General features: G+C 42.2%; 16 protein-coding genes and 1 pseudogene. 9 read left to right on the top strand and 8 right to left on the bottom strand.

Annotation, left to right across the window (positions count from 1 at the left end):
• Nucleotides 1–179: 179 nt before the first annotated feature.
• From NST45_RS01325 to ascB, 6 genes are all read right to left on the bottom strand, one after another.
• Nucleotides 180–2,207 (bottom strand): penicillin-binding transpeptidase domain-containing protein, encoded by a 2,028-nt coding sequence (locus NST45_RS01325; RefSeq protein ID WP_235219522.1) that lies wholly within the window; start codon nucleotides 2,205–2,207, stop codon nucleotides 180–182.
• Between the two features lie 590 nt (nucleotides 2,208–2,797).
• Nucleotides 2,798–4,855 carry an iron ABC transporter permease gene (locus NST45_RS01320; protein WP_076098846.1) on the bottom strand — a complete coding sequence of 686 codons (2,058 nt, stop codon included), beginning with the start codon at nucleotides 4,853–4,855 and terminating at the stop codon, nucleotides 2,798–2,800.
• A gap of 8 nt (nucleotides 4,856–4,863) precedes the next feature.
• Complete coding sequence (locus NST45_RS01315) at nucleotides 4,864–5,886, bottom strand: iron-siderophore ABC transporter substrate-binding protein (RefSeq protein WP_036685431.1); 1,023 nt, start codon at nucleotides 5,884–5,886, stop codon at nucleotides 4,864–4,866.
• Between the two features lie 149 nt (nucleotides 5,887–6,035).
• Nucleotides 6,036–6,875 carry a PRD domain-containing protein gene (locus NST45_RS01310; protein WP_036685434.1) on the bottom strand — a complete coding sequence of 280 codons (840 nt, stop codon included), beginning with the start codon at nucleotides 6,873–6,875 and terminating at the stop codon, nucleotides 6,036–6,038.
• 130 nt (nucleotides 6,876–7,005) lie between these two features.
• Nucleotides 7,006–8,850 (bottom strand): beta-glucoside-specific PTS transporter subunit IIABC, encoded by a 1,845-nt coding sequence (locus NST45_RS01305; protein WP_076213698.1) that lies wholly within the window; start codon nucleotides 8,848–8,850, stop codon nucleotides 7,006–7,008.
• Nucleotides 8,851–9,134: 284 nt separating this feature from the next.
• Nucleotides 9,135–10,547: a 6-phospho-beta-glucosidase gene (gene ascB, locus NST45_RS01300; protein ID WP_038573257.1), complete on the bottom strand. Its 1,413-nt coding sequence runs from the start codon at nucleotides 10,545–10,547 to the stop codon at nucleotides 9,135–9,137.
• 112 nt (nucleotides 10,548–10,659) lie between these two features.
• Between ascB and NST45_RS01295 the strand changes: the two genes are divergently transcribed.
• A complete protein-coding gene (locus tag NST45_RS01295) occupies nucleotides 10,660–11,628 on the top strand; it encodes a LacI family DNA-binding transcriptional regulator (protein WP_076098815.1) in 969 nt (322 codons plus the stop codon).
• An 89-nt stretch (nucleotides 11,629–11,717) separates the two neighbouring features.
• Nucleotides 11,718–12,311: a YdeI family protein gene (locus NST45_RS01290; RefSeq protein WP_076098816.1), complete on the top strand. Its 594-nt coding sequence runs from the start codon at nucleotides 11,718–11,720 to the stop codon at nucleotides 12,309–12,311.
• Between the two features lie 20 nt (nucleotides 12,312–12,331).
• Here the strand turns inward: NST45_RS01290 and NST45_RS01285 are convergent, their stop codons facing one another.
• Nucleotides 12,332–13,243 (bottom strand): LysR family transcriptional regulator, encoded by a 912-nt coding sequence (locus NST45_RS01285; RefSeq protein ID WP_076098817.1) that lies wholly within the window; start codon nucleotides 13,241–13,243, stop codon nucleotides 12,332–12,334.
• 135 nt (nucleotides 13,244–13,378) lie between these two features.
• On the opposite strand from NST45_RS01285, the gene NST45_RS01280 reads away from it, so the two are divergent.
• From NST45_RS01280 to NST45_RS01250, 7 genes are all read left to right on the top strand, one after another.
• Entirely contained in the window at nucleotides 13,379–14,992 is a 1,614-nt protein-coding gene (locus NST45_RS01280) for a carboxylesterase family protein (protein WP_076213701.1), read from the top strand.
• Nucleotides 14,993–15,036: 44 nt separating this feature from the next.
• Nucleotides 15,037–15,834, top strand: a complete 798-nt coding sequence (locus tag NST45_RS01275; protein WP_076098819.1) for a sulfite exporter TauE/SafE family protein — start codon at nucleotides 15,037–15,039, stop codon at nucleotides 15,832–15,834.
• Between the two features lie 196 nt (nucleotides 15,835–16,030).
• Nucleotides 16,031–16,528, top strand: coding sequence for a DedA family protein (locus tag NST45_RS01270; protein ID WP_076098820.1), 498 nt, complete (start codon nucleotides 16,031–16,033; stop codon nucleotides 16,526–16,528).
• 30 nt (nucleotides 16,529–16,558) lie between these two features.
• The gene (locus tag NST45_RS01265; RefSeq protein ID WP_076098821.1) at nucleotides 16,559–17,122 is read left to right on the top strand and encodes a methyltransferase domain-containing protein; all 564 of its coding nucleotides are present in this window, start codon (nucleotides 16,559–16,561) and stop codon (nucleotides 17,120–17,122) included.
• Between the two features lie 31 nt (nucleotides 17,123–17,153).
• Nucleotides 17,154–17,834, top strand: a complete 681-nt coding sequence (locus tag NST45_RS01260; protein WP_036685458.1) for a response regulator transcription factor — start codon at nucleotides 17,154–17,156, stop codon at nucleotides 17,832–17,834.
• Nucleotides 17,835–17,889: 55 nt separating this feature from the next.
• On the top strand, nucleotides 17,890–18,924 hold the full coding sequence (locus NST45_RS01255; RefSeq protein WP_141118554.1) for a HAMP domain-containing sensor histidine kinase: 1,035 nt from the start codon (nucleotides 17,890–17,892) through the stop codon (nucleotides 18,922–18,924).
• A gap of 6 nt (nucleotides 18,925–18,930) precedes the next feature.
• Nucleotides 18,931–19,485: a methyltransferase domain-containing protein gene (locus NST45_RS01250; protein WP_051491402.1), complete on the top strand. Its 555-nt coding sequence runs from the start codon at nucleotides 18,931–18,933 to the stop codon at nucleotides 19,483–19,485.
• A gap of 604 nt (nucleotides 19,486–20,089) precedes the next feature.
• Here NST45_RS01250 and NST45_RS01245 read toward each other — a convergent pair.
• A pseudogene (locus NST45_RS01245) lies at nucleotides 20,090–20,894 on the bottom strand (helix-hairpin-helix domain-containing protein); the annotation flags it as partial.
• Between the last annotated feature and the right edge of the window lie 431 nt (nucleotides 20,895–21,325).

Raw genomic sequence — 21,325 nt, 5'->3', positions numbered from 1 at the left:
AGATTCACCCTCCTGGAATGACGAATACATTTTTTTCCTAACCTTTTGACGCTCCTACTAGGATAAAAGTTTCACGCATTATGGTTACAATATTTTAATCTTGAACCCGTTCCTTCGATCCGCCACAAACCGCTCTGTAAAAAGAAAAAGAGAGCGCAGTGTGCGCTCTCTCCTTTGAGTTATTCGCTGATACTTTTATCCACATTTTTCTTCGGAATTCCATCCAATCCGTACTCCCAATCATAAGCATCAAAAATTTTTCTCGCTACAGGTGCTGCACTACTAGATCCAAATCCGCCTTCAGGAATAACTACAGCTACAGCAAGCTTTGGATTTTCGCGTGGTGCAAAAGCTATAAACACTCCATTATCACGGTTTATGTTTTTACTATCCGTCTGTTGTGAAGTTCCTGTTTTACGTGCAAAATCATAGGGGAAATCACCGAAAGCACTTTTAACGTCACTGTTCATCCCTTTCTTTATCTCCCGCCAATAGGATTTATCGAAAGTAGTCACTTCATCAAGCACTTCCCGTTTGAATTCTTTGATAACTTTACCTTTGGAGTCCGTGATCTTGCTTACTAGCTGTGGTTTGATTCGTTGCCCTTCATTGGCTAGTGTAGCCGCATATTGCGCCAACTGAAGAACGGTATAACGTCCCTGCTGCCCAAAAGAAGCATAAACAAGTGCCGACTGAACTGAACCCGCTTTAGCTTCAGCTTTATAATTCAAATCACCCAAGTATTCCCTTGGTAAACCTATCCCTGTTGGAACACCTAGACCGAATTCTTTCATATATGTGTCCCATACCCCAATGCCCTTAGACTTGTATTTGTCGTACAATTTTTTCCCGATCATATCAACCATATATACGTTTGAAGATTTTTCAATGGCTGTATAAGGATACAAAGAGCCGTATACATGATTGGATGAGTTCCTTACATTAGTCTCATGTCCTTCCCTACCAAATGAGGTGATCCCCTTATCTTGATAAGTAGAAGAAGTACTTATAAAGCCCTCTTTTAAGCCAATTAATACACTCAATGGTTTTATGGTCGAACCAAGCAGCACGGTGGATTCAAAATTATGCCCTGATCTTCCCGATGAGTATGGAGTTATTGTTCCATTTTGGTAATGCTTTTCAATTTTTTTATACACCTCTGGAGAGATCGAACCCGTAGCCCAGCTGTTGGTATCATAGTCAGGCATACTTGCCATAGCAATAACATTACCTGTATCCACTTCCATGGCTACAGCGTAACCTGTTAAAGCATCAGGATGTGTTTCTCCCTGAACGGTGTGTGAATGCAACCACTGAATCTGATCTTTAATGGCTTCTTCGGTCTTCAGCTGAATTTTTTTATTAAGGGTAGTCCAGATAGTGCTTCCTTTGACCGGGGGTTCAATACTGACAATTTTTTCCGCCATATTCTGCGGATCTACGGAAACTTCCTTATATCCATTCTGTCCCCGAAGCTCCTTCTGGTATTGCAGCTCCAAGCCATCAAAGCCTACTAGCTCATCCTCTTTATAGTTAAGTCCAGGGTGCTGATTATTTTTCATCGCCTGAAGTACATCCTTATAAAGATCTAAACTAGTAGAGGATTTGAAAAATTTCACGTAGCCAACAGCTTGTACAGCCACCGTATCGGTATCATAATGCCTGCTGCTTTCCTCTATCACTTCAAGGTTTGGATATTCGTTTTTGTGTTCTAAAAAATAAGCGATTTCTTTCTTAGTTAAACCTGATTTAATTCTTCGCGCTACATAACCAGAGAGTTTTTTTGAATATAAATCCATAGACTCAAGGATCTCTTCTGTGGTTAGTTTTTTCTCATTAGAATCACCATAAGTTTCGAAGGCTTCTGCTAACTTGCTGGCGAGCGCCTTTGATTTATTATTTGCCTCAGCAGTTAAGGTAACTTTTTTCGTAGTTTTATCTGTTTTTGTTGCGGTATATTCCTTATCCAAAGTAAGGTACAAAGATTGAACGGGCGTTGAGTATGCCAATTTCTCACCATCAGCAGCGAGGATATTCCCTCTCAATGCCGATAATGCCACTATTTTCGTATCCCGATTAGCCTCAGCTTCAGATAACGTAGGTCCTTCGACAAATTGCAAGACCGCAAGGCGTAGGATAATCACACAAAAAATAATAAAAGTGCTAAAGAAAAAAATGTTGATTCTTAATTCGCCAGAGTTGTTAATAGTTTTGCTGTCGTCTTGTACACCTTTTCTGTCGAAGAGCCTCACATAATCCCACTCCTTATTTCCAAAATTCTACAGCATAAGATTAAAGTATAAACTAGCAAACGGAAATATACAAAATTAAGAATAATAGTTAAATAATTGTTCACAAATCGATAATATCCAATTAAAAAAGCAGCTTTCCCCGGTATGGGAGAATCGCTGCTTTTTGTTTATGGGCGTTGGTGGCCTGCACCAATAAATTGTCATCATTCGTTGAGGTCTACGGACTCAGATGACGTTATATGCGGATTTTTAGCCTTTGGAGCTTGGTTTCGGACTCCAGAGACGTTACTCCTTAGGAAGAGGGGCAAATTGGGTACTTTTCATACCAATAGCGACTATGCGGTCCGTTGGCACTTCAAATGCGAAATAAAGCTGCGTTTAAGGTCATCTGTGTCCGATAGCTGTAGCGTAAGGGAGGGGAATTTTAAACAGATGAAACGATGTTTGAGGAGTTCTTGATAGAGCAAGCTCTAATTAATCAGGGGGTGCCCAGCAGCCATTTTACGGCTGATGGGGCACCCCCTGATTTTTTCTTATAACAAAATCTACACTTTTCTAACCTGTGACCGGTACATTAGAAACAAGAAATACGGAGCCCCAATCAGCATAATAATAAGACCTGAAGGGATTTCTTTCGGCGCCATTATGGTTCTTCCGAGCGTATCGGCAATAACGAGCATCAAGCCGCCAAGTAACCCTGACAAAACAATCGAGCGTCTCGTATGATGACCAATCATCATACGCACCGCATGCGGCGCCATGAGTCCGAGAAAGCCAATTGTTCCCACACTTGCAACGGCTCCCGCTGCAAGCAAAACGCCGATAATCATAGCCCAAAGCCGCGTTCCTCGAACCGGCAAGCCCAATCCTGTTGAACTCTCGTCACCAAATGCCAACAAATCGCATTTCCGGCCCAAATAGTATGCAATCGGAACAAGTACAAGCAGGAATGCAAATAGGATGTAAAATTGATTCCAGCTTCGTCCATAAGTCGAACCCGTTAACCAAATTAAGGAGCTACTGCTCCATAAACTTCCTTTGACGATCATGACCTGGATTCCGGCAGAGGCAATAGCAGAAACTGCAATTCCAAGCAAGATCAGAACCGATGGATTCAAGGACCTACGCCAGGCCATAAAAAAGACAAAAGCTGCAGCCAGTGCCCCACCCACGATTGCGGCAAGCGGAACTGCAAATACCGTCAATGCTGGCCAAACGGTCATTACGGCCAAAGCACCAAAGCCAGCCCCTGAGGTCACACCAATAATAGAGGCATCTGCCAGTGGATTTCGAACAGCACTCTGAATCAATACACCACTGATTGCAAGTGCGATCCCTCCTGCAGCCGCTACGAGTGTACGGGGAAGCCGTAAATTCAGCAGGACGGAATAGGATTGATCCCCCCTATGGAACAGACTGCTCAGCAATTCGCTGATCGGTATTTTTGTTCCCCCAAATGATAAGCTTACCAGGATAATAGCAATCAGCAGCACAGTCATAACTATAGCCGTCGGCACAAAGCGCAGACGCAGTCCCGCCCCACCGATACTCATCGATGATTGGCCAGCGCCTGAGCCCGATATATTTTTCATCTTGGTGAGTACCAGCCAAATGAGCCACGGGGCTCCAATAATCGCCATAACTGCACCAACAGGCATTTCACCCACACTGCTTCGCACTACACGCGCTAGCGTATCCGCTGCCGTGATGAGCAAGGCTCCCCACAACGCGCTTGCAGGAATGAGCAGGCGATGCTTGCGAATTCCACTAAGCCGGACAAGATGGGGAGCCACTAAGCCGACGAAGCCAATCGGTCCGACCACGCTGACTACAACCGCAGCCATTAATACCGATAGGCCAAGCCCCGTCGCCCGAATTAACCCTACTCGCTGTCCAAGTGAACGGGCCGTTGACTCATCGAGCTCCAGCGCATCAAATTGTCTGCCGGCAAATATCGCTGCCAATAGCAGCACTACGACAAAAGGCCAGGCATATATAACACCGTCCCAATCCAACTGGATTAGGGAACCTGAACCCCATAAAAACAGATTTTGTGTTTCTGTTCTTTTAAAAATATGTATGGCCGATGTAAACGCTCCGAGCACCATGGAGACGATCATACCTGACAAAGCCAGCCGAACAGGTGTGGCTGCCTTGCCTCCACTCAATAAATAAGCGGCTAAAGCAGCAAGCAGTCCCCCTGCAACTGCGAGCAAAAATGGAAACTCATGCTGCAAAGCAGGAAAAGCTACCATACCAAGCACGACCATAAAGTATGCCCCGGCATTAATCCCAAGTGTATCTGAGGAAGCAAGCGGGTTCTTCGTTATAGTTTGCAATAATGCCCCAGCCACAGCCAGAGCAGCCCCGGCCAGCAGACCAATAACTGTACGTGGCATGCGGATATCCCAGAGCAGATTATGTTCCATTATATCTTGGCGATTCAGCAAACCATCTATTACAGTAGCTGCAGGGATCTTGGCTTCCCCAAAGCCTAAACTTAAAACGAACAGAATGAAGAGGACGGCAAAGCCGCCCCCAAATATTCCAATGATCCGCCAGTTCATGCCGATAGAGGCTTCTTTGCTACTCTTTTCGTTCATAACCGCACTCATTTCGTTAATGTATTTACAACTTCATCCACGATAACTTTGGAGGAGATCGGACCGCCGAACACCCAAGTAGTACTGCTCAATCCGAAGGTGCGATTCTCTTTCACAAAGTTAAGGCCATTCCAAACGGAATTATCCTTCAGTTCTTTCGTGAAAATATTATCATCCTCTTGGACGATATAGATCAGATTTGTATCCTGAACCGCAGGCAATGCTTCAACTGTAGAGGTACTGAATCCGTAAACTTCGAAATTTTCGGGTTTCCAGTCGTTTTTCAGACCGATCCGATCCAAAGTTTGTACCGCAAGTGAATTATCTGTAAAAAGACGCATCGTTGCTGCATTCTGGTAGCTGTATGCTTGTGTCAGTACATAGTTCAAGCCTTCTTTGCCTGCATCAGCCAGCTTTGCTTTTGCATCTGCATAATGTGCATCCAAATCAGCAAGAACCTTATCGGCTTCTGCTGTTTTACCTACTGCCGCTGCAATCGTTTTGAAAGTATCTTCCATCAGCGTGTACTGATTACCTTCTCCTTCATTCGGATACAAGCCGAAAATCAATGTTGGAGCGATACTTTTAAGTTGATCATAAATTCCTTCATGCCCACCCGTATTGGCAATAATCAGATCAGGCTTTAATGAAGCAATTGTCTCCAGATCTGGCTCGTCACGGGAACCAACATCAGTCACGTTTGCATCAAGCGGTGCTTCAGAAGTTACATACAGCTTATAGTTTTCGTTATCTGCGTTACCTACTGGCTGCACTCCCAGTGCAATAACATCCTCTGTAAAGGTCCATTCCAATACCACAACTTTTTGTGCAGGTTTGTCCAGCGTAATCTCGCCTTTAGAATCTTTTAATACAATAGGACCGCTTGTAGATTCACTGCCCGCGTTTTCAGCAGCTGGTTTATCAGTTGCTCCCGCGTTCGATGTTGAATTGTTCTTTTGGTTAGTACCACAGCCTGATACGACCAATATAATAGCAATAACCATAAATAAACTAATTAACCTTTTGTGCATTTGCTTTATCCCCCTGGATTCAACGTTCGAAGTTTATTCTATGATAACAGTTATCAATCTATTGATAATGATTATCACAGAAAACATATTAGTAATCTTATACGCGATTCTCCCGAAAGTCAAAGTTAAAATTTAAGGCTTAACCGTCCCTACTCCATGATCTGGTTTGTAATTCTTTCAATGTGTATGGTCAGATACAGCATTTCATCATTTGTTAACTCCCGATTATATGTTTTATCAATATAGATTTTAATTTTCTCAACGCTTGCGAAAGCTTCCTTATACTGCTGCTTTACCAAAATAAATAGGCCATTCTCATTATCAGGAGGTGGAGTACCGTTGATGAGACGTTGTGCAAAAAATTTCAAATGAGTGATAAAACGGTAATAAGCAAGGGACTCCTCGTCGTACTCTAGCCTGAAATGGCGCTTCACGATATTTAGGATGTCGTTCATGATCTTGGTGATATTCACCATGTTAGGCATCTCTTCATTTAGTTCAGCATTCACCAGATGGAGAGCAATATGTCCAGCCTCATCTTCGGGAAGTCTGACTCCGAGCTTGGAATGTATGATTTGAAGCGCAGCTTTCCCAACCTCATATTCTTCTTTATAGAATCTTTTGATTTCCCAAAGCATGGCGTTTTTAATCTTCATCCCTTTTGAGAATCTCTCCAGCGCAAAACTGATATGATCTGTCAGACTAACATAAATACTGTCATCCAGCATTTTACCGAGCTGCAGTTTGGCGAAGTTAATAATCTCTTCTGAGAGCTCCATGTGCTCGATTGGAATCTCGGAAAGCAGCGTTTTTAGCTTATCTGAAAGTTTTTGATTGCTTAAAGTGAATATCTTTTCAATTTTATCTTCTTCTAAAAAGTCACCACGTTTTTTCTTAAAGGCCAGTCCTCTTCCCATGACTACTAGTTCAAAATTTTGGTCATCTATGACAGTAACAACATTGTTGTTTAACACTTTTTCGATCCGCATATTACAGCTCCTTACCTTTTCATTTTACAAAGCTAGCTCTTTTTTTATAGTATTCTATAATAAAAAATCGATCTCTAAGTAGCAGTACTAAGAGATCGATTCCATTCATACCTTATGACTCTTCAATAGATCACACTACAACAGTCAGCAGATCTTCACCCGGTGTAATAGCTGTTTTATTGGTACCAATCACATCACTATAATTAGCCGTATTGGTAATAATTATCGGCGTTGTGCATTGATAACCTTCATTTTTTATTTGTTCAAAATCAAATTCAATCAATAGGTCACCCTGTGTAACTGTTGCTCCTTCTTGCACCTTCACATCAAAGTATTTACCTTTTAGCTTCACGGTTTCTATACCGATATGAATCAGGACCTCAACACCCTCATCCGATACTACCGCAATACAATGACCTGTTCTGAAAATAGTGGATACAACTCCACTTACCGGTGAATAAAGCTTGCCTTCTGTGGGTTCAATTGCAATCCCCTTGCCCATTGCTTCAGAAGCAAAGGCAGCATCATCTACTGAGGTTAAAGGGATTACATTACCAGCCAGAGGGCTTACAACGGTTGAACTTTTCACGGCGTGAGAAAGGATAACCTCGCTTTTTTCAGTATTCGTTTTTTCTTCTACAATATTCACTTTCTTTTTATCTTCATAACCAAATACCATGGTAATTACCATAGCCAATACAATGGTCACACCTGCTATAATCGCTTGAACGGCCAGCGGAGAGAATGCGGGAAGACTTAATACGCTCACAAATGCGAATACTTCCATCTTCACTTTGAAAAGACCACTAAGTGCTCCACCTACACCGCCCGCAATAGTTACATAAATGAAAGTCCGTTTGTAACGAGTCAGCAATCCGTAAATAATAGGTTCTGTCACACCTGAAAGCGCGCCTGGTATAAATGTACTGCCGGCCAATGTTTTCAACTGTTTGTCTTTTGTTTTCAGGAAGATCCCCAACGCTACACCCAGCTGAGCGAAGATGGCCATGCCGGCCATTGCATATATCGGATCTCCACCCTTAGCAATGTTCTCAAGAATAATTGGCACAAGTCCCCAGTGCAATCCGAGGACAGTCAAATATGTCCAAGCTATTCCCACAATTGCCCCTGTAACAATACCGCTTTTCGTACTGAGGAACAAAATAGCGTCTCCAATTAAATTCCCTACATTCACGCCAAACGGTCCGAACGCTAAAATAGTTAACGGTACAATCACAATCAAACATATCATAGGGACTAAGAACATCTGCAAATCCTTGTGTATAAACTTTCTTAGCTGCTTATCCAATAAAGCGTATATACAGATGGCGATAAAAATCGGAAACACGCTTGATGAATAGTCCGAAATTACTAAAGGAATACCTAAAAAATGTGGAGATTCAACACTTGCTAATCCCGTAATATTAGGCTCAAGTAAGGCCGCGCCGATACTACCACCCACATAAGCATTCACGCCCAGCCTAATCGATAACGTAATCCCTAAGAAAATGGGTAGAAAATAAAACACGGCATTACTAGCGCCCGCTAATACTTTATAAGTTTCGCTATCCGCACTTAGAACATGTAACGAAGCCAGTACAGTTAATAGCGCTTTCAACATACCCGCACCTGCTAAAGCACCAATCAGAGGCGAGAAGCTTCTGGAAATAACATCAAAAATCAGAGTCCCTATGGGTTTCTTTACCTTGTTCTCGCCAGAGTCACTGTTAGGGGTTATGGATTTGGCAATTTCTTTATACACATCAGCAACATGGGTACCCACTATAACTTGAAACTGTCCCCCTTTGCTAACTACCCCAATAATCCCTTTCATTTTCTCCAAATTTTCTTTATCAGCTTTTTGCTCATCGTTAAGTGTGAATCTTAGTCGCGTGGCACAATGAATCACATTGTTAATATTCTTCTCCCCACCGACAGATTGGATAATGTCTTTACTTAGCTGTTCATAACTCATTTTTATACACCCCTTTGTAACAGATCAATTAATCACGGATATCAGGGAACACAAAAAAACCTAAATCACATCTATGTACGAGAGAGATTATCCCCGTAAACATAAATGAAACTTAGGTTTTGCCTGCTATGCAGTAGCAATCCTGATATCCGATTAATTTATTATTTACAAATTAACATGTTCAATTAATGATGTCAACAATAAACCAGGGTCTGTATAATATTGGATAACAAAAAAAGAGCCCTGATAGATCAAGAATATCTTGATTATCAGGACTCTTTTTATTAGAACAGGCTTTGTCCGTTCGATTCGATTACTTCTTTGTACCAGTGGAAGGACTTCTTACGGTATCTCTCCAGTGTACCTGAACCATCATCATGACGATCTACATAAATGAAGCCATAACGTTTCTTCAGCTCGGCGCTTGTTGCGCTAACCAAGTCGATGCAGCCCCAGCTCGTATACCCCATAACTTCCACGCCATCGGCAATAGCTTCTGCTACTTGAACCAAATGATCTCGCAAATAATTGATCCGGTAATCGTCGTTTACTATCTTCTCACCGTTCCCGTCTACAACCAGCTGATCGACGGCGCCAAGGCCATTTTCCACGATAAATAGCGGTTTTTGGTATCGGTCATAGAACATATTCATCACATAACGCAAGCCCTGCGGATCGATCTGCCAACCCCATTCGCTCGCTTCCAGATATGGATTCGCTACCCCGCCCAGCAGATTTCCTTCTCCTCTGATCTGTTTCTCCGGATCGGCCGTTTCACATGTGCTCATATAGTAACTGAAAGATATGAAATCCACGGTATGCTTCAGAATTTCTTCGTCCCCTGGCTCAAAATGAATGTGGATTCCATTTTCCTTAAAGAACCGTTTCATATATCCTGGATAGTAACCTCTGCTATGAACATCCGCGAAAAACATATTTTTGTGATCGCTTTGCATCGCCTTGATCAAATCGTCCGGATGCGGAGTGAGCGGATAAATTGGCATGCTCAGCACCATACAGCCTATTTTGAAATCAGGATTGATCTCATGACCGATCTTCACCGCCAAAGCACTTGCAATGAACTCATGGTGAATGGCCTGATACAGATCCTGCTTACTCAATTTCTCCAATGGAGTATTGATTCCGCCACTCATAAATGGGAACTCTAGGATAGAATTGATCTCGTTGAAGGTCAGCCAGTATTTAACCTTATTCTTGTAACGATTAAAGATCGTTCTCACATATCGCTCGTAAAAATCCACCATCTTACGGTTAACCCATCCATCATACTCTCGTGCCAAATGCAGCGGGGTCTCATAATGGGAGATAGTAACTAGCGGCTCAATGCCGTATTTATGACACTCATCAAATAGATCATCGTAGAACTGCAAGCCTTGTTCATTCGGCTCCGGCTCGTCCCCTTTCGGAAAAATCCGGGACCAGGCAATAGACGTCCGGAATACTTTAAAGCCCATTTCCGCAAACAGCTTAATATCTTCTTTATACCGGTGATAGAAATCGATACCAATCAACTTCATGTTATCGTCGGTAGGAACTTCTGTAGGCGCAGACTTAATGCCATGCGGCATGACATCTTGAGTAGACCAGCCTTTGCCATCATCCTGATATGCCCCTTCAAGCTGGTTAGCGGCTACAGCCCCACCCCATAGGAATCCTTCTGGAAATTGTAAGTTCATATTTCTTCCCGCCTTTGCTATTGTGATAGTATAGGTTTACTGCTCTAATCCGAATCCTAAACCTTGGAACGCGTTACATGTCAAGGATTAATCTTGCAAAGGAGATAAGCCGATGTCCACACTTGACGAAATTGCTAAGCTGTCGGGCTTTTCCAAAGCTACGGTATCCCGAGTCCTGAACGATTCTCCCCATGTCAGCAAGGAAACTAGGGAGAAAATTCTCGCCATTATGAAAGAGACGGACTATGTTCCCAATCGGAATGCCATATCTTTATCCAAAGGCCAAACCCAGCAAATCGGCATGATTACCTTAGACCTAAACGAGCTTATTTTGTGCTTCATGAACAGCTTCGTCGAAATCTCCGGCCGTTACGGGTATCAGACGATTATTTATACCACCGGCGGAGATAAGCAAAAGGAACTTCAGGCTTTCGAGGATCTCAAACAGAAAAGAGTCGACGCCCTGCTTATTCTGACCGCTGTTAACGATAAAAATGTCATAACTTCCTACTGCAAATACGGCCCGATTGTGTCCTGGCAACGCATGGACCATCCTGAAATACCGTCAGTTGCCATGAACCAATATGACGGATATGCACTCGCTCTAGAGCATTTGATAGAGCGGGGTTATACGCGTATCGCTAATGCTTTTGGCCGCCCAAGCAGCATAAATACCCAGAGTAGACGACTAGCTTATGAGCAAATCATGACCAAATATAATCTTCCCATCGTTGAGAAATGGTATTACTCCACGATTTATGGAATCCGTGACGGAGAGCAATTGGTGCGAACCCTAATTGGACAACCCGATCAGCCGGATGCTATTCTGTGCTCCAATGATTTGGTGGCGGTGGGCGTTCTGAGCGAAGCACGTAGACAGCAGCTGGATGTGCCCCGTGATCTAGCCATCGTTGGTTTTGATAATTCGGAGCTGTCGCAGACGCTCGGAATTACCACTGTTCGGAATCCGATTGCGGGACAGGCGGAGAACGCCTTTCTTCTGCTGGCTCCAACCCTGCTTGGACTGGATATGGAGCTGCAGCCCCTATCGTTCCAACTGATCGAACGGGAGACAACATAGGTTGCCCATTCTCAGAAGATTCCGACTGTACATTCCATAAAAAAACAGTAAAATTGTATTGAAAATTTTGATGAAGATAGGTGTTTTTTATGACAAATAATGTATTGAATCCTAGGGTTGATAAATTCTTAAGTAAAGCGAAACAATGGCGGGAAGAATATGAGCAGTTGAGAACGATCGTGCTTGATTGCGGGCTGACCGAAGATTATAAGTGGATGCATCCATGTTACACATTTGATGATAAAAACATAGTATTAATTCATGGATTTAAAGAATATTGTGCGCTTCTCTTTCACAAAGGTGCCTTGTTACAGGATCCCAATGGGATTCTAATTCAACAAACAGAAAATGTGCAGGCAGCGCGCCAAATTCGGTTTACGAATGTGCAACAAATCGTTGAAATGGAAGCTGTTCTGAAAGCCTACATTCAAAATGCCATAGAAGTTGAAAAAGCGGGTTTGGAAGTCGAATTAAAAAAGAAAGAGGATTACCTCATTCCTGAAGAGCTTCAGACCAAATTCGCTGAACTTCCTGGCTTGAAAACTGCTTTTGAAGCCTTAACGCCTGGACGGCAAAACGCATATATTTATCATTTTTCTCAAGCGAAACAATCCAAAACCCGCGTATCCCGAATTGAAAAATTCATCCCGCAAATCCTTGAGGGTAAGGGATTAAATGATTAGCGTTGCTGACAATGAGTCAATTAAGCCTTAGGGTTTATTGGCTCTTTTTTTAAATTGTCTTCTTCTAACTGCTTGTAATAATCCTCAACAAAGGCCTTGAACTTTTTAGCGACATTAGTCATGTACCGGTTGGTATACCATGAGATTTCAATGGTGCGGGTACTTATGGGTTCTTCAATGGGAAGAAGCACAACAGAGGATCCTTGAGAACCCCCCCAAGTTACAGCGGGGATAAAAGAAACCCCTAGTCCCGAACGGACTAGACTGCGTACCATCGAAGGCTCATCGCATTCATAAATGATACGCGGAGCAAATCCGGCGGCGTGACAGAGAGAATCCGTCGTTTCGCGCAGCTGCTTGCCTATTTTCAAACTAATAAAACCGTCTTCCGCGAGTTCATTCAGACGTACACTTTTACGGGTTGCGAGCCTGTGCTCATTAGGAACCGCCAGCAGGATTTCTTCCGTTAATACCGGTGTGGACACTGTTCCTGGAATCTTGAGCGGAGTAGAAGAAATACACAAATCAAAAGCCGGATAACGTGAGATCTCCTGATCCTGCTGCAATAGCTTGAATTGAGCTTCCGGGTACTTCTGGCGAAATAATGTGATCATATCCGGAAGCAAATAGGAACCCGCTTGGATAAAAATCACTACAGTTCCTGTCGGTCGCTCAGACAAGTCCAATAGCTCTGTTTTCCCCTCCTCTAACGTTTGTAGGGCTAAATCAACTTTCACAAGAAACCGCTTTCCATATTCATTTAATCGAATGTATTTTCCTGTGCGATCAAACAATTTGACGTTTAATTCGCCCTCAAGATTTTTGATCATTTTACTAATAGCAGGCTGTGAGATTTGGAGTATTTCGGCTGCCAGGGTCATATTCTCAAGCTTTGCAACCGTTTGAAAGTACCGAAGCGAAAGTAAATCCAACGAAACCACCCTCTTCTATAACCTTAGAGTTATGTATTTTATATATAATAATATATTTTTCATCATCATAGCAGAACACTATAATAAAGAGAATTAAAAATACATAAGAATCTGCAGGAGAAAGGGGAACTATAAATGAGCACACGAGAACCAATGGAAGAAATTATTACAATCTCCAGCGGTCAGCTTAAGGGCATACGTCTGCCAGAACTTGGGGCGATCGCATGGTTAGGGATTCCTTATGCGGAACCTCCCATAGATAAGCTCAGATGGAAAGCACCGCGTGAGATAGAACCTTGGACAGGTGTATTGCCTGCATGCCATTTTAATAATAGCAGTGTCCAATTCATTCAAGGGGAACCTGGCGGCAGTGAAGATTGCCTCTTTTTGAATATTTGGCGACCGGATCATGCCGAGGCAGGCTTACCCGTATTCGTCTTCCTCCACGGTGGCGGAAATATTGGGGGTTCGGGACGGGATTTTCAAGGTGGAGAATTGGCGTGTAAGACAAATAGTATAGTGGTTACAGTGAATTACCGTTTAGGAGCAATGGGATTTTTCCGGCATCCCTCACTCCGAACCGGGGACCCCTTGGATGACTCAGGAAATTACGGTCTCCTCGATGTTCTTCATGCGCTAAAGTGGCTGCACAATAACATTGTTTGCTTTGGGGGAAATCCAGGGAACATAACATTAGGGGGCCAGTCTGCAGGTGCAAGAAATGCATTAGCTGCTTACCTTTCACCGCTGGGCAGAGGGCTCTTTCATAAGCTTTTTATTATGAGCGGAGGTTTAACAACGGCTGTTACGGAGCAAAGCGAAGAAAAAGCAGATGACATTTTAATAGAGTTATTAATAAAAACAGGAATGGTCAGCACTCAAGATGAGGCAAGAGTATGGATTTCCACACAATCTGCGGATAAGATTTCCGCCTTCCTATATCGTCAGAATGCCTTTCACTTTGTCAAAATCATTCGTGAGACGGGGCTTCAGATGGCTGCTTTTCCCCATTTGATCGAAGATGGCACGGTCATTCCTATTGGTGGCTTCGACAATCTAAATAACCGCGATCACCCTTCCCTGCCGATCATCCTTGGCAGCACTGCCAGCGAATTCTCCGAGTTCACTTTATGGGATACTCATTTCTTCTCCCTAGTGCAAAAGGAAGAGTTAGCCGGAAATGTGGAAGAAAAGAAGCTCTATGAAGCTGCAGTCCAATATGGGAGCGATCTGTATGCAGAATTTAATGTAGAGCAGACTACAGAGATATTATTAAGTGCGATTCCGGAGATGCCCATCTATGCTTACCGCTTCGCCTGGGGGTTAAGAGACGGAGTGATCGATCCTTACATCCGTTTTCTTATGGGTGCCCCGCATGGTGCAGACATCCCCTTCTATACAGGTGACTTTTCCGGTGTCCAGGAAAGATTTCCTGCGGATGTAATTTCCGAGCATAACGAGCCTGGGCGTAACATGCTCTCTTCCCTAATGAGGGACTATTTACGGCATTTCCTATATACCGGTAATCCTAATGCTGAGGGACAACCTGCTTGGCAACGATACACCCCTAATCCCCGGTCTGCGGAAATTCTCTGGTTAGATGCTAGCCAGGATCAAACTATTGTTCAATCCGTCTGCAAACTTGTAAAAAAAGATATCCTGTCCCAAATGGACAATGATCCCCGTTTAGCAGCAGAACAGCGCAATTGGCTAAAAAACAATTTATTTGCGGGACGTTTTTTCTGGTAAGATAAATGATTGTAGAATTCACGTAGAGGAAGGAACATGCTGTTGTGCTAACTTACTTACTGCTCTTAGTCATCGGGCTAGCAGCTGGCATTTCCGGTTCATTGGTCGGACTTGGCGGCGGGTTCATCGTTGTGCCTGCGTTGGCTTTCCTTTTTCCTGATATGGAGCCTTCACATCTGGCTGGAACATCAATGGCAATGCTGCTTTTCAACTCCATTTCAAGTACTTATGTGTACGCAAAGCAGAAGAGAATCGATTATCAAGCAGCGCTCACCTTTGCCGCCGTTTCGATTCCGGGTTCAGTAATAGGTGCACTCTTTACCAAGCAAATGGGCGGGAGAATGTTTTTCGTAAGCTTCGGGATTTTTTTAATCCTTGTCGCTTTATTGCTCTTGTTCAAGCCGAACAAACCCATCCATTGGCCTTTCAAACCAACGGTGAAGCGAAGCTTTTCCGATAATAGCGGTGCTCATTTCGAATATGCTTATCATATGCCTACCGGCATAATCATCAGTTTTCTTGTTGGCTTTGTAGCAAGCCTATTTGGGATTGGCGGCGGGAGTCTTATGGTTCCGACAATGACCTTACTTCTCGGCTTTGCCCCCCATATCGCTGTTGCAACTTCTATGCTTCAAATTTTCCTGTCAGCTATCGTAAGCACCACAACACATGCCTTTTTATTGAATGTTGAATGGTTTATGGTGTTAGCCCTAGCACCTGGCGCAATTATCGGCGGTCAAATTGGCGCACGCCTGGCAAAACGCCTTCCTGCCAAGCTGCTTTTAAAGCTATTAGCCGTTTTTCTCATCATCGTTTCGCTTCGTTTGATGATGAAAGGGTAGGTCATTATGTAAAAAGTCCTGATGGATCAAGAGTTTCTTGATCCTCAGGACTTTTTTATTGTGACTGTGGGACTGATACTTGGCCAATCCTATCGAATTTTAAGTCTCTTCAGGATTTCTTTAGAATTCCCCCACCTAATTCCTCAGTTTTTTTAGTTAAGATTTCTGTATTGAAGTAAGCGAAGGAGGTGGCATATTGGCCAGTAATACCGTCTTAGAGCTAATCAATCAGTATGGATATCTGATTTTTTATCTTGCTTTCACGTTAGGCCCTTTTGGAATTCCAATCCCTAATGAAATTACAATCCTCACTGGAGCTACCCTAAGCCACATGGGGATTATCAATTCCTGGATGACTTATTTCTGCATTTTATCAGGGCTATTAACGGCCTTTACGGTTGCCTACTTTGCAGGTAAATTCTTTGGGCAAAAGCTGAAGTGCAAATTTGAAGCTAATAGACATTTTAAAAAAGCAGAGCAGATTCTAAAAAAACGTGGGCGTACAGCTACGTATATCGGCATGTTTATTCCAGTTGTACGTTACATCATTCCCATGTTGATCGGGCTCAGCGGTACAAGCTATAAACGATTTGCCCTTATTTCATATCCCAGTGCTTTAAGTTGGACCTTACTGTTCTTTTTTGTAGGAACGTACTTTGGAGATCACATCCTATCAAAATTAATAAACATCTAAATCAATTCTAAAATTATGGAGGAATTCCGAATGAGCTTCAATGAAAAACTCTTATTTTTAAAAAGTTTTATTCATGATCCAAAACAGGTAGGCAGTGTTACCCCGAGTTCCCGGTTTCTGGCACACAGCATGGTTAACCAAGCCCCTTGGCATGAAGTTAAAGCAGTCGCTGAACTTGGATCAGGTACAGGTGCAATCACCCGTGTAATCAATACTAAGGTAACTAGTACAACGAAAGTGTTACTATTTGAGATGGATAAAACCATGAGGCATAACCTGAAGACAAGCTATCCGGACTTTTCCTGTTATCAAAATGCTGCTAGTTTAGTAGAAACAATTAAAAGTTCACATATTCATCAGTTGGATTGTATTTTTAGTGGGCTGCCCTTTTTCAATTTTGATCCCCAATTAAGAAATACATTGGTTGAACAGATCTACCAATCCCTTAAACCTGAGGGATTATTTATCGCCTTTCAGTATTCACTTCAAATGAAGAAGCAACTCTCCGAATATTTTAATATTGATACAATAAAATATGTGCCATTTAATTTCCCTCCCGCTTTCGTCTACGTCTGTCGTAAAAGGGAAACATAATAAAATAAATATAGAAGAGGGGCAGCGTCCATTGAATACAATTCTTGTTGCAGATGATGATTCTGAAATTCGAGATGTGATTCATGTTTATTTAAGAAATGAAGGTTACCAAGTGCTTGAAGCTGCAGATGGTCAAGAGGCGTTGAGTACAATACAAACAACATCCATTCAACTGGTTATCCTGGATGTGATGATGCCTCAAATGGACGGTATCACAGCCTGTCTCAAAATTAGGGAAATATCAAATATCCCAATTATTATGCTCTCAGCCAAGCAAGAGGACATTGATAAAATCACAGGTCTAACTACCGGGGCAGATGATTACATGATCAAACCGTTTAATCCACTGGAACTACTGGCCCGTGTAAAAGCTCAGTTACGGCGTCAGTCCTTAATTGGAAAGGAAGAATTCAACTCTCTGCTTATAATTAAAAACCTGATCATAGATAAAAATAAACATTCCGTAAAGTTAAATGGAATTGAAGTTTCATTAACTCCACTAGAGTTTGCGATTTTAACCCTGCTTGCAAGCCGGCCTGGGCAAGTTTATAGTTCGGAGCAAATTTACGAGAGTGTATGGAAAGAGCCTTACGGATATTCTGACAATACCGTAATGGTTCATATTCGTAACTTAAGAGAAAAATTAGAGGAAAATCCAAGAGAACCTCTGTATATTAAGACAGTCTGGGGAGTTGGTTACAAAGTTGATTAAAATCATACGAAATCTACAAATAAATAAACGCATTCAATCCAATATCTTAATCAGGATGGTGTTGAGTTTCATAATTACCATTGCGATAAATACCTCACTTAGCATCTTGTTATTTCATTTTGGAAATGCAACAAAATTGGATTGGGTGTTCAATTTTCTTGCCTACCTTCTTACTCCGATGTTTTTCATTATTTTCGTTATTACATTTTTTACATTGACCCGGCGAATCGTCAAAGATTTAATTGCGCTGGAACAAGGACTTCAGATTATATCCGAAGGTAATTTGAGTTATCGGGTAAATGTTGTGCGCCAAGATGAACTAGGACTGGTGGCTTTGAACATCAACCGGATGGCAGAGCGCTTAGAGCAACAGATCATCAAGGAACGCGAAATAGAAAAATCCAAGATGGAGATGATCACGGGGATTTCACACGACTTACGTACCCCTCTTACAAGTATTATCGGGTATATTGAGCTTTTACGTACAGAATCGTACCAAGATAAAAAAGAATACACACGTTTTATTCAAAACACCTATAACAAGGCGCTTCATTTGAAGAAACTCCTTGATGATTTGTTTGAATATACCCGACTTAATTCGGTGGATTCCCGTTTAAATCTGGAGAGAATCGATTTGTCACAGCTTTTGAATCAATTATTGTTCGAATTCGAACCAATCGCTCAAGAAAACAATGTGCATCTTATAAAAGATATAGATAAGAGTCCAATCATCACCTTAATCGACAGTGAGAAAATAGCCAGAGCCATAGATAATCTACTTATGAACGCCTTAAAATATTCCATCAGCCCGGGAAGCATTAGCATACGAATTACAACCGATTCTGAACACTGTACCATTGAGATTGAAAATAAAGGAACTCCCCTCTCACAGGATCAAGAAAACCGTCTATTTGACCGATTTTATAAGGTTGACCACTCAAGAAAAAGCCAGGGAATTCAAACCGGGGCAGGACTTGGTCTTTCGATAGCTAGGAATATTGCTGAGTTGCACAAGGGTACTTTAACGCTTAAACACACTCATGACGTCTTCACATTCCAACTGAGATTGCCTTTCGGAGAGGATTGCTAATTGATTATGTCTGAATACTTACTTTTCTTACAAGGCTTCCTCAAAGATCCAAATCGGGTAGGAAATATTCTACCCAGTTCGCAATTATTAGCCAATAAAATAATCCAGTCTGTACAATGGCATAATGTAAATGCCGTTGCAGAGCTTGGAGCTGGTACAGGTGCTATTACACATCTCATGACATCACAATTAACGAATTCTACAAAAGTGCTTTTGTTTGAGCGGAATAAAAAAATGAGAGAACACTTAAAATCAATTTATCCGGAATGCATTTTCCATTCCAACGCCAGCTACTTACTCAAGAAATTGAATCAGGAAGGCATCCGTGAGTTAGATTGCATAATTTGCGGATTACCATTTTTTAATTTTTCAATTGAAATGCGTGACAAAATCCTACATCAGATTGTTAAGTCACTTAAACCAGGCGGAATTTTAGTTGCATATCAGCACTCGCTGCACATGAAAAAAAAATGGGCTAAACAACTACTTATTGAGAAAATTGAATTTATGCCTTACACTTTCCCTCCAACATTCGTATATATTTGTCGTAAAAAAGAATGACAGATGAATACTCGGAAAACAGTAATTTCTAAAGAATGTATAAGTATTGAGAATGGAAATGACCAGCCCAATATGCAGCCAATACTGTTGCAGGACTGGATTTAGTGTGAGAAAACTATGTGAGTAACGGTTATAATTGAGACTGAAAAGCAGCCAAAAGGTTGCTTTTTTCAATATATGCATGAGATATCTAACAAGTACAATTGAGATAAGTTGTTTTTCTAACGAAAATAACTGATACAATTCAAACCACCTTTGTCATTATCGTGATCTTTTAGCACTACCTTGCCTGAAATGTACTTAATCCAGAGCAACCAGTTTTATTCTACTCGTATCAACCGTTTGTCTTGGGTACAGTAGAATCAGCGGAAGAACTATTTGAGTCATCGTTAATACCTTGACTTAACCGAAGGCTCGTGTACATCCATTTGGTATACGCTAGGGAATAGCGGTCGCCTGCACAATCCGCTATATATAAAATGCTTCAATGATTATGCAATCCTGTCGATGTACCAAGACGATTTGGTACAGCAAAATCTTAATTACGTTTCAGTACATCGGAGGCTGTCATGAATAGCGTAACTTCTGCAGTGAACCGGTTAGCTACCGTTTTGCCGCTGAAGAAGGAGTTGGTATTCACCTGGCGTGGGGCCTCGGGTGCCTTTGCCTGCACACCCAATGCAAGCACACTGTTAATGCTGGTTACCACAACAGGATCGGCTAAGAAGCTTACGATGCTCTCAACTACAATGCCCCCGATGTCCGGCAGACCGGCTAATTTCTCGGCGTTTGCGTTCATCGCGGCTTCCAGACTGAAGTAGTGATCTGCCAGCATTTTGGTTGTCGCTTTGCCAGTGTTCGGAATACCAAGGGCAAACAAGAAGGAAGCAAGGTCTCTTCCTTTGCTCTCTTCCAGGACCTTGAGCAGATTATCCGCCTTTTCTCCCCGAAACGCTCCAGCTTCACAAGCTGCTCAAAGCTCAGCTCATATAAATATCTGCCGGTTCCCGTACATTCAGTTCCTCATGCAGCTGCCCTGCCGTCTTGTCGCTAAAGGTTTCGATATCCATAGCATCACGGGAAGCAAAGTGAGTAATCCGCCCTATAATCTGCGGCTTGCAATCCAGTTTATTGTTGCAGAAGAGATGCGCACCTCGCGTTTCTAATGGAGAACCACAGTCTGGACAATCCTCAGGGAAAATAATCTCCCCGCCATCACTCTCCTCGGTCACCTTGCCGAGAATTTCCGGAATCACATCATTCGAGCGGCGGATAAACACCCGCGTACCCAGGGCGTGCTTGAGATTCCTGCGTTCAATATCTCCAACGTTATTCAGCGTACAGTTCTGGACGGTAACTCCGGCCAGCTCAACCGCCTCCACACGTGCCAGAGGAGTAACTTTACCTGATAAGCATATTATTCAAAATTGACTTATGTTTATAAAACCATATTGTGTTAAGCACTATTTTCCGTTCCGTTATACATCTATAAGATTATTATTTTGAATACTTCGGAGTATTTTGAGCCACCGTTCAGTGAGAAACTCACTTACAATAACAAACCAATAGTTAATTATAAGCTACATAGAAAAAGTGTTTTAGAAGTAACTCCTCACAATAAAAATGAAAAATTGAAGCTTATAAAAGGCGAACTACATCAACGTAATTAAATAAAGTGACTTGAAGTGAATCAACAGCCAGTAACACAAAATTGCATGTTCTCTTTTTAAAGACTTATGAAGTACTAGAGTTCATCAGTAAAACCACAGCATGGATTTGGAATAATTAATAACTCAATAAATATTTTGTCGAATACCTTGCTCAAAAAAAAGGTTTTCGA

It is taken from the genome of Paenibacillus sp. FSL R7-0163 (assembly GCF_037969975.1).
In the GTDB taxonomy this organism is placed as follows: Bacteria; Bacillota; Bacilli; order Paenibacillales; family Paenibacillaceae; genus Paenibacillus_AQ; species Paenibacillus_AQ odorifer.
This window is presented reverse-complemented; position numbering and strand designations above follow the sequence as displayed.

Bases quoted from the DNA above. Each gene is read 5' to 3' on its own strand.
- NST45_RS01320 (WP_076098846.1), bottom strand. From the start codon at position 4,855: ATGAACGAAAAGAGTAGCAAAGAAGCCTCTATCGGCATGAACTGGCGG.
- NST45_RS01315 (WP_036685431.1), bottom strand. From the start codon at position 5,886: ATGCACAAAAGGTTAATTAGTTTATTTATGGTTATTGCTATTATATTG.
- NST45_RS01310 (WP_036685434.1), bottom strand. From the start codon at position 6,875: ATGCGGATCGAAAAAGTGTTAAACAACAATGTTGTTACTGTCATAGAT.
- NST45_RS01305 (WP_076213698.1), bottom strand. From the start codon at position 8,850: ATGAGTTATGAACAGCTAAGTAAAGACATTATCCAATCTGTCGGTGGG.
- ascB (WP_038573257.1), bottom strand. From the start codon at position 10,547: ATGAACTTACAATTTCCAGAAGGATTCCTATGGGGTGGGGCTGTAGCC.
- NST45_RS01295 (WP_076098815.1), top strand. From the start codon at position 10,660: ATGTCCACACTTGACGAAATTGCTAAGCTGTCGGGCTTTTCCAAAGCT.
- NST45_RS01290 (WP_076098816.1), top strand. From the start codon at position 11,718: ATGACAAATAATGTATTGAATCCTAGGGTTGATAAATTCTTAAGTAAA.
- NST45_RS01280 (WP_076213701.1), top strand. From the start codon at position 13,379: ATGAGCACACGAGAACCAATGGAAGAAATTATTACAATCTCCAGCGGT.
- NST45_RS01265 (WP_076098821.1), top strand. From the start codon at position 16,559: ATGAGCTTCAATGAAAAACTCTTATTTTTAAAAAGTTTTATTCATGAT.
- NST45_RS01255 (WP_141118554.1), top strand. From the start codon at position 17,890: ATGGTGTTGAGTTTCATAATTACCATTGCGATAAATACCTCACTTAGC.
- NST45_RS01250 (WP_051491402.1), top strand. From the start codon at position 18,931: ATGTCTGAATACTTACTTTTCTTACAAGGCTTCCTCAAAGATCCAAAT.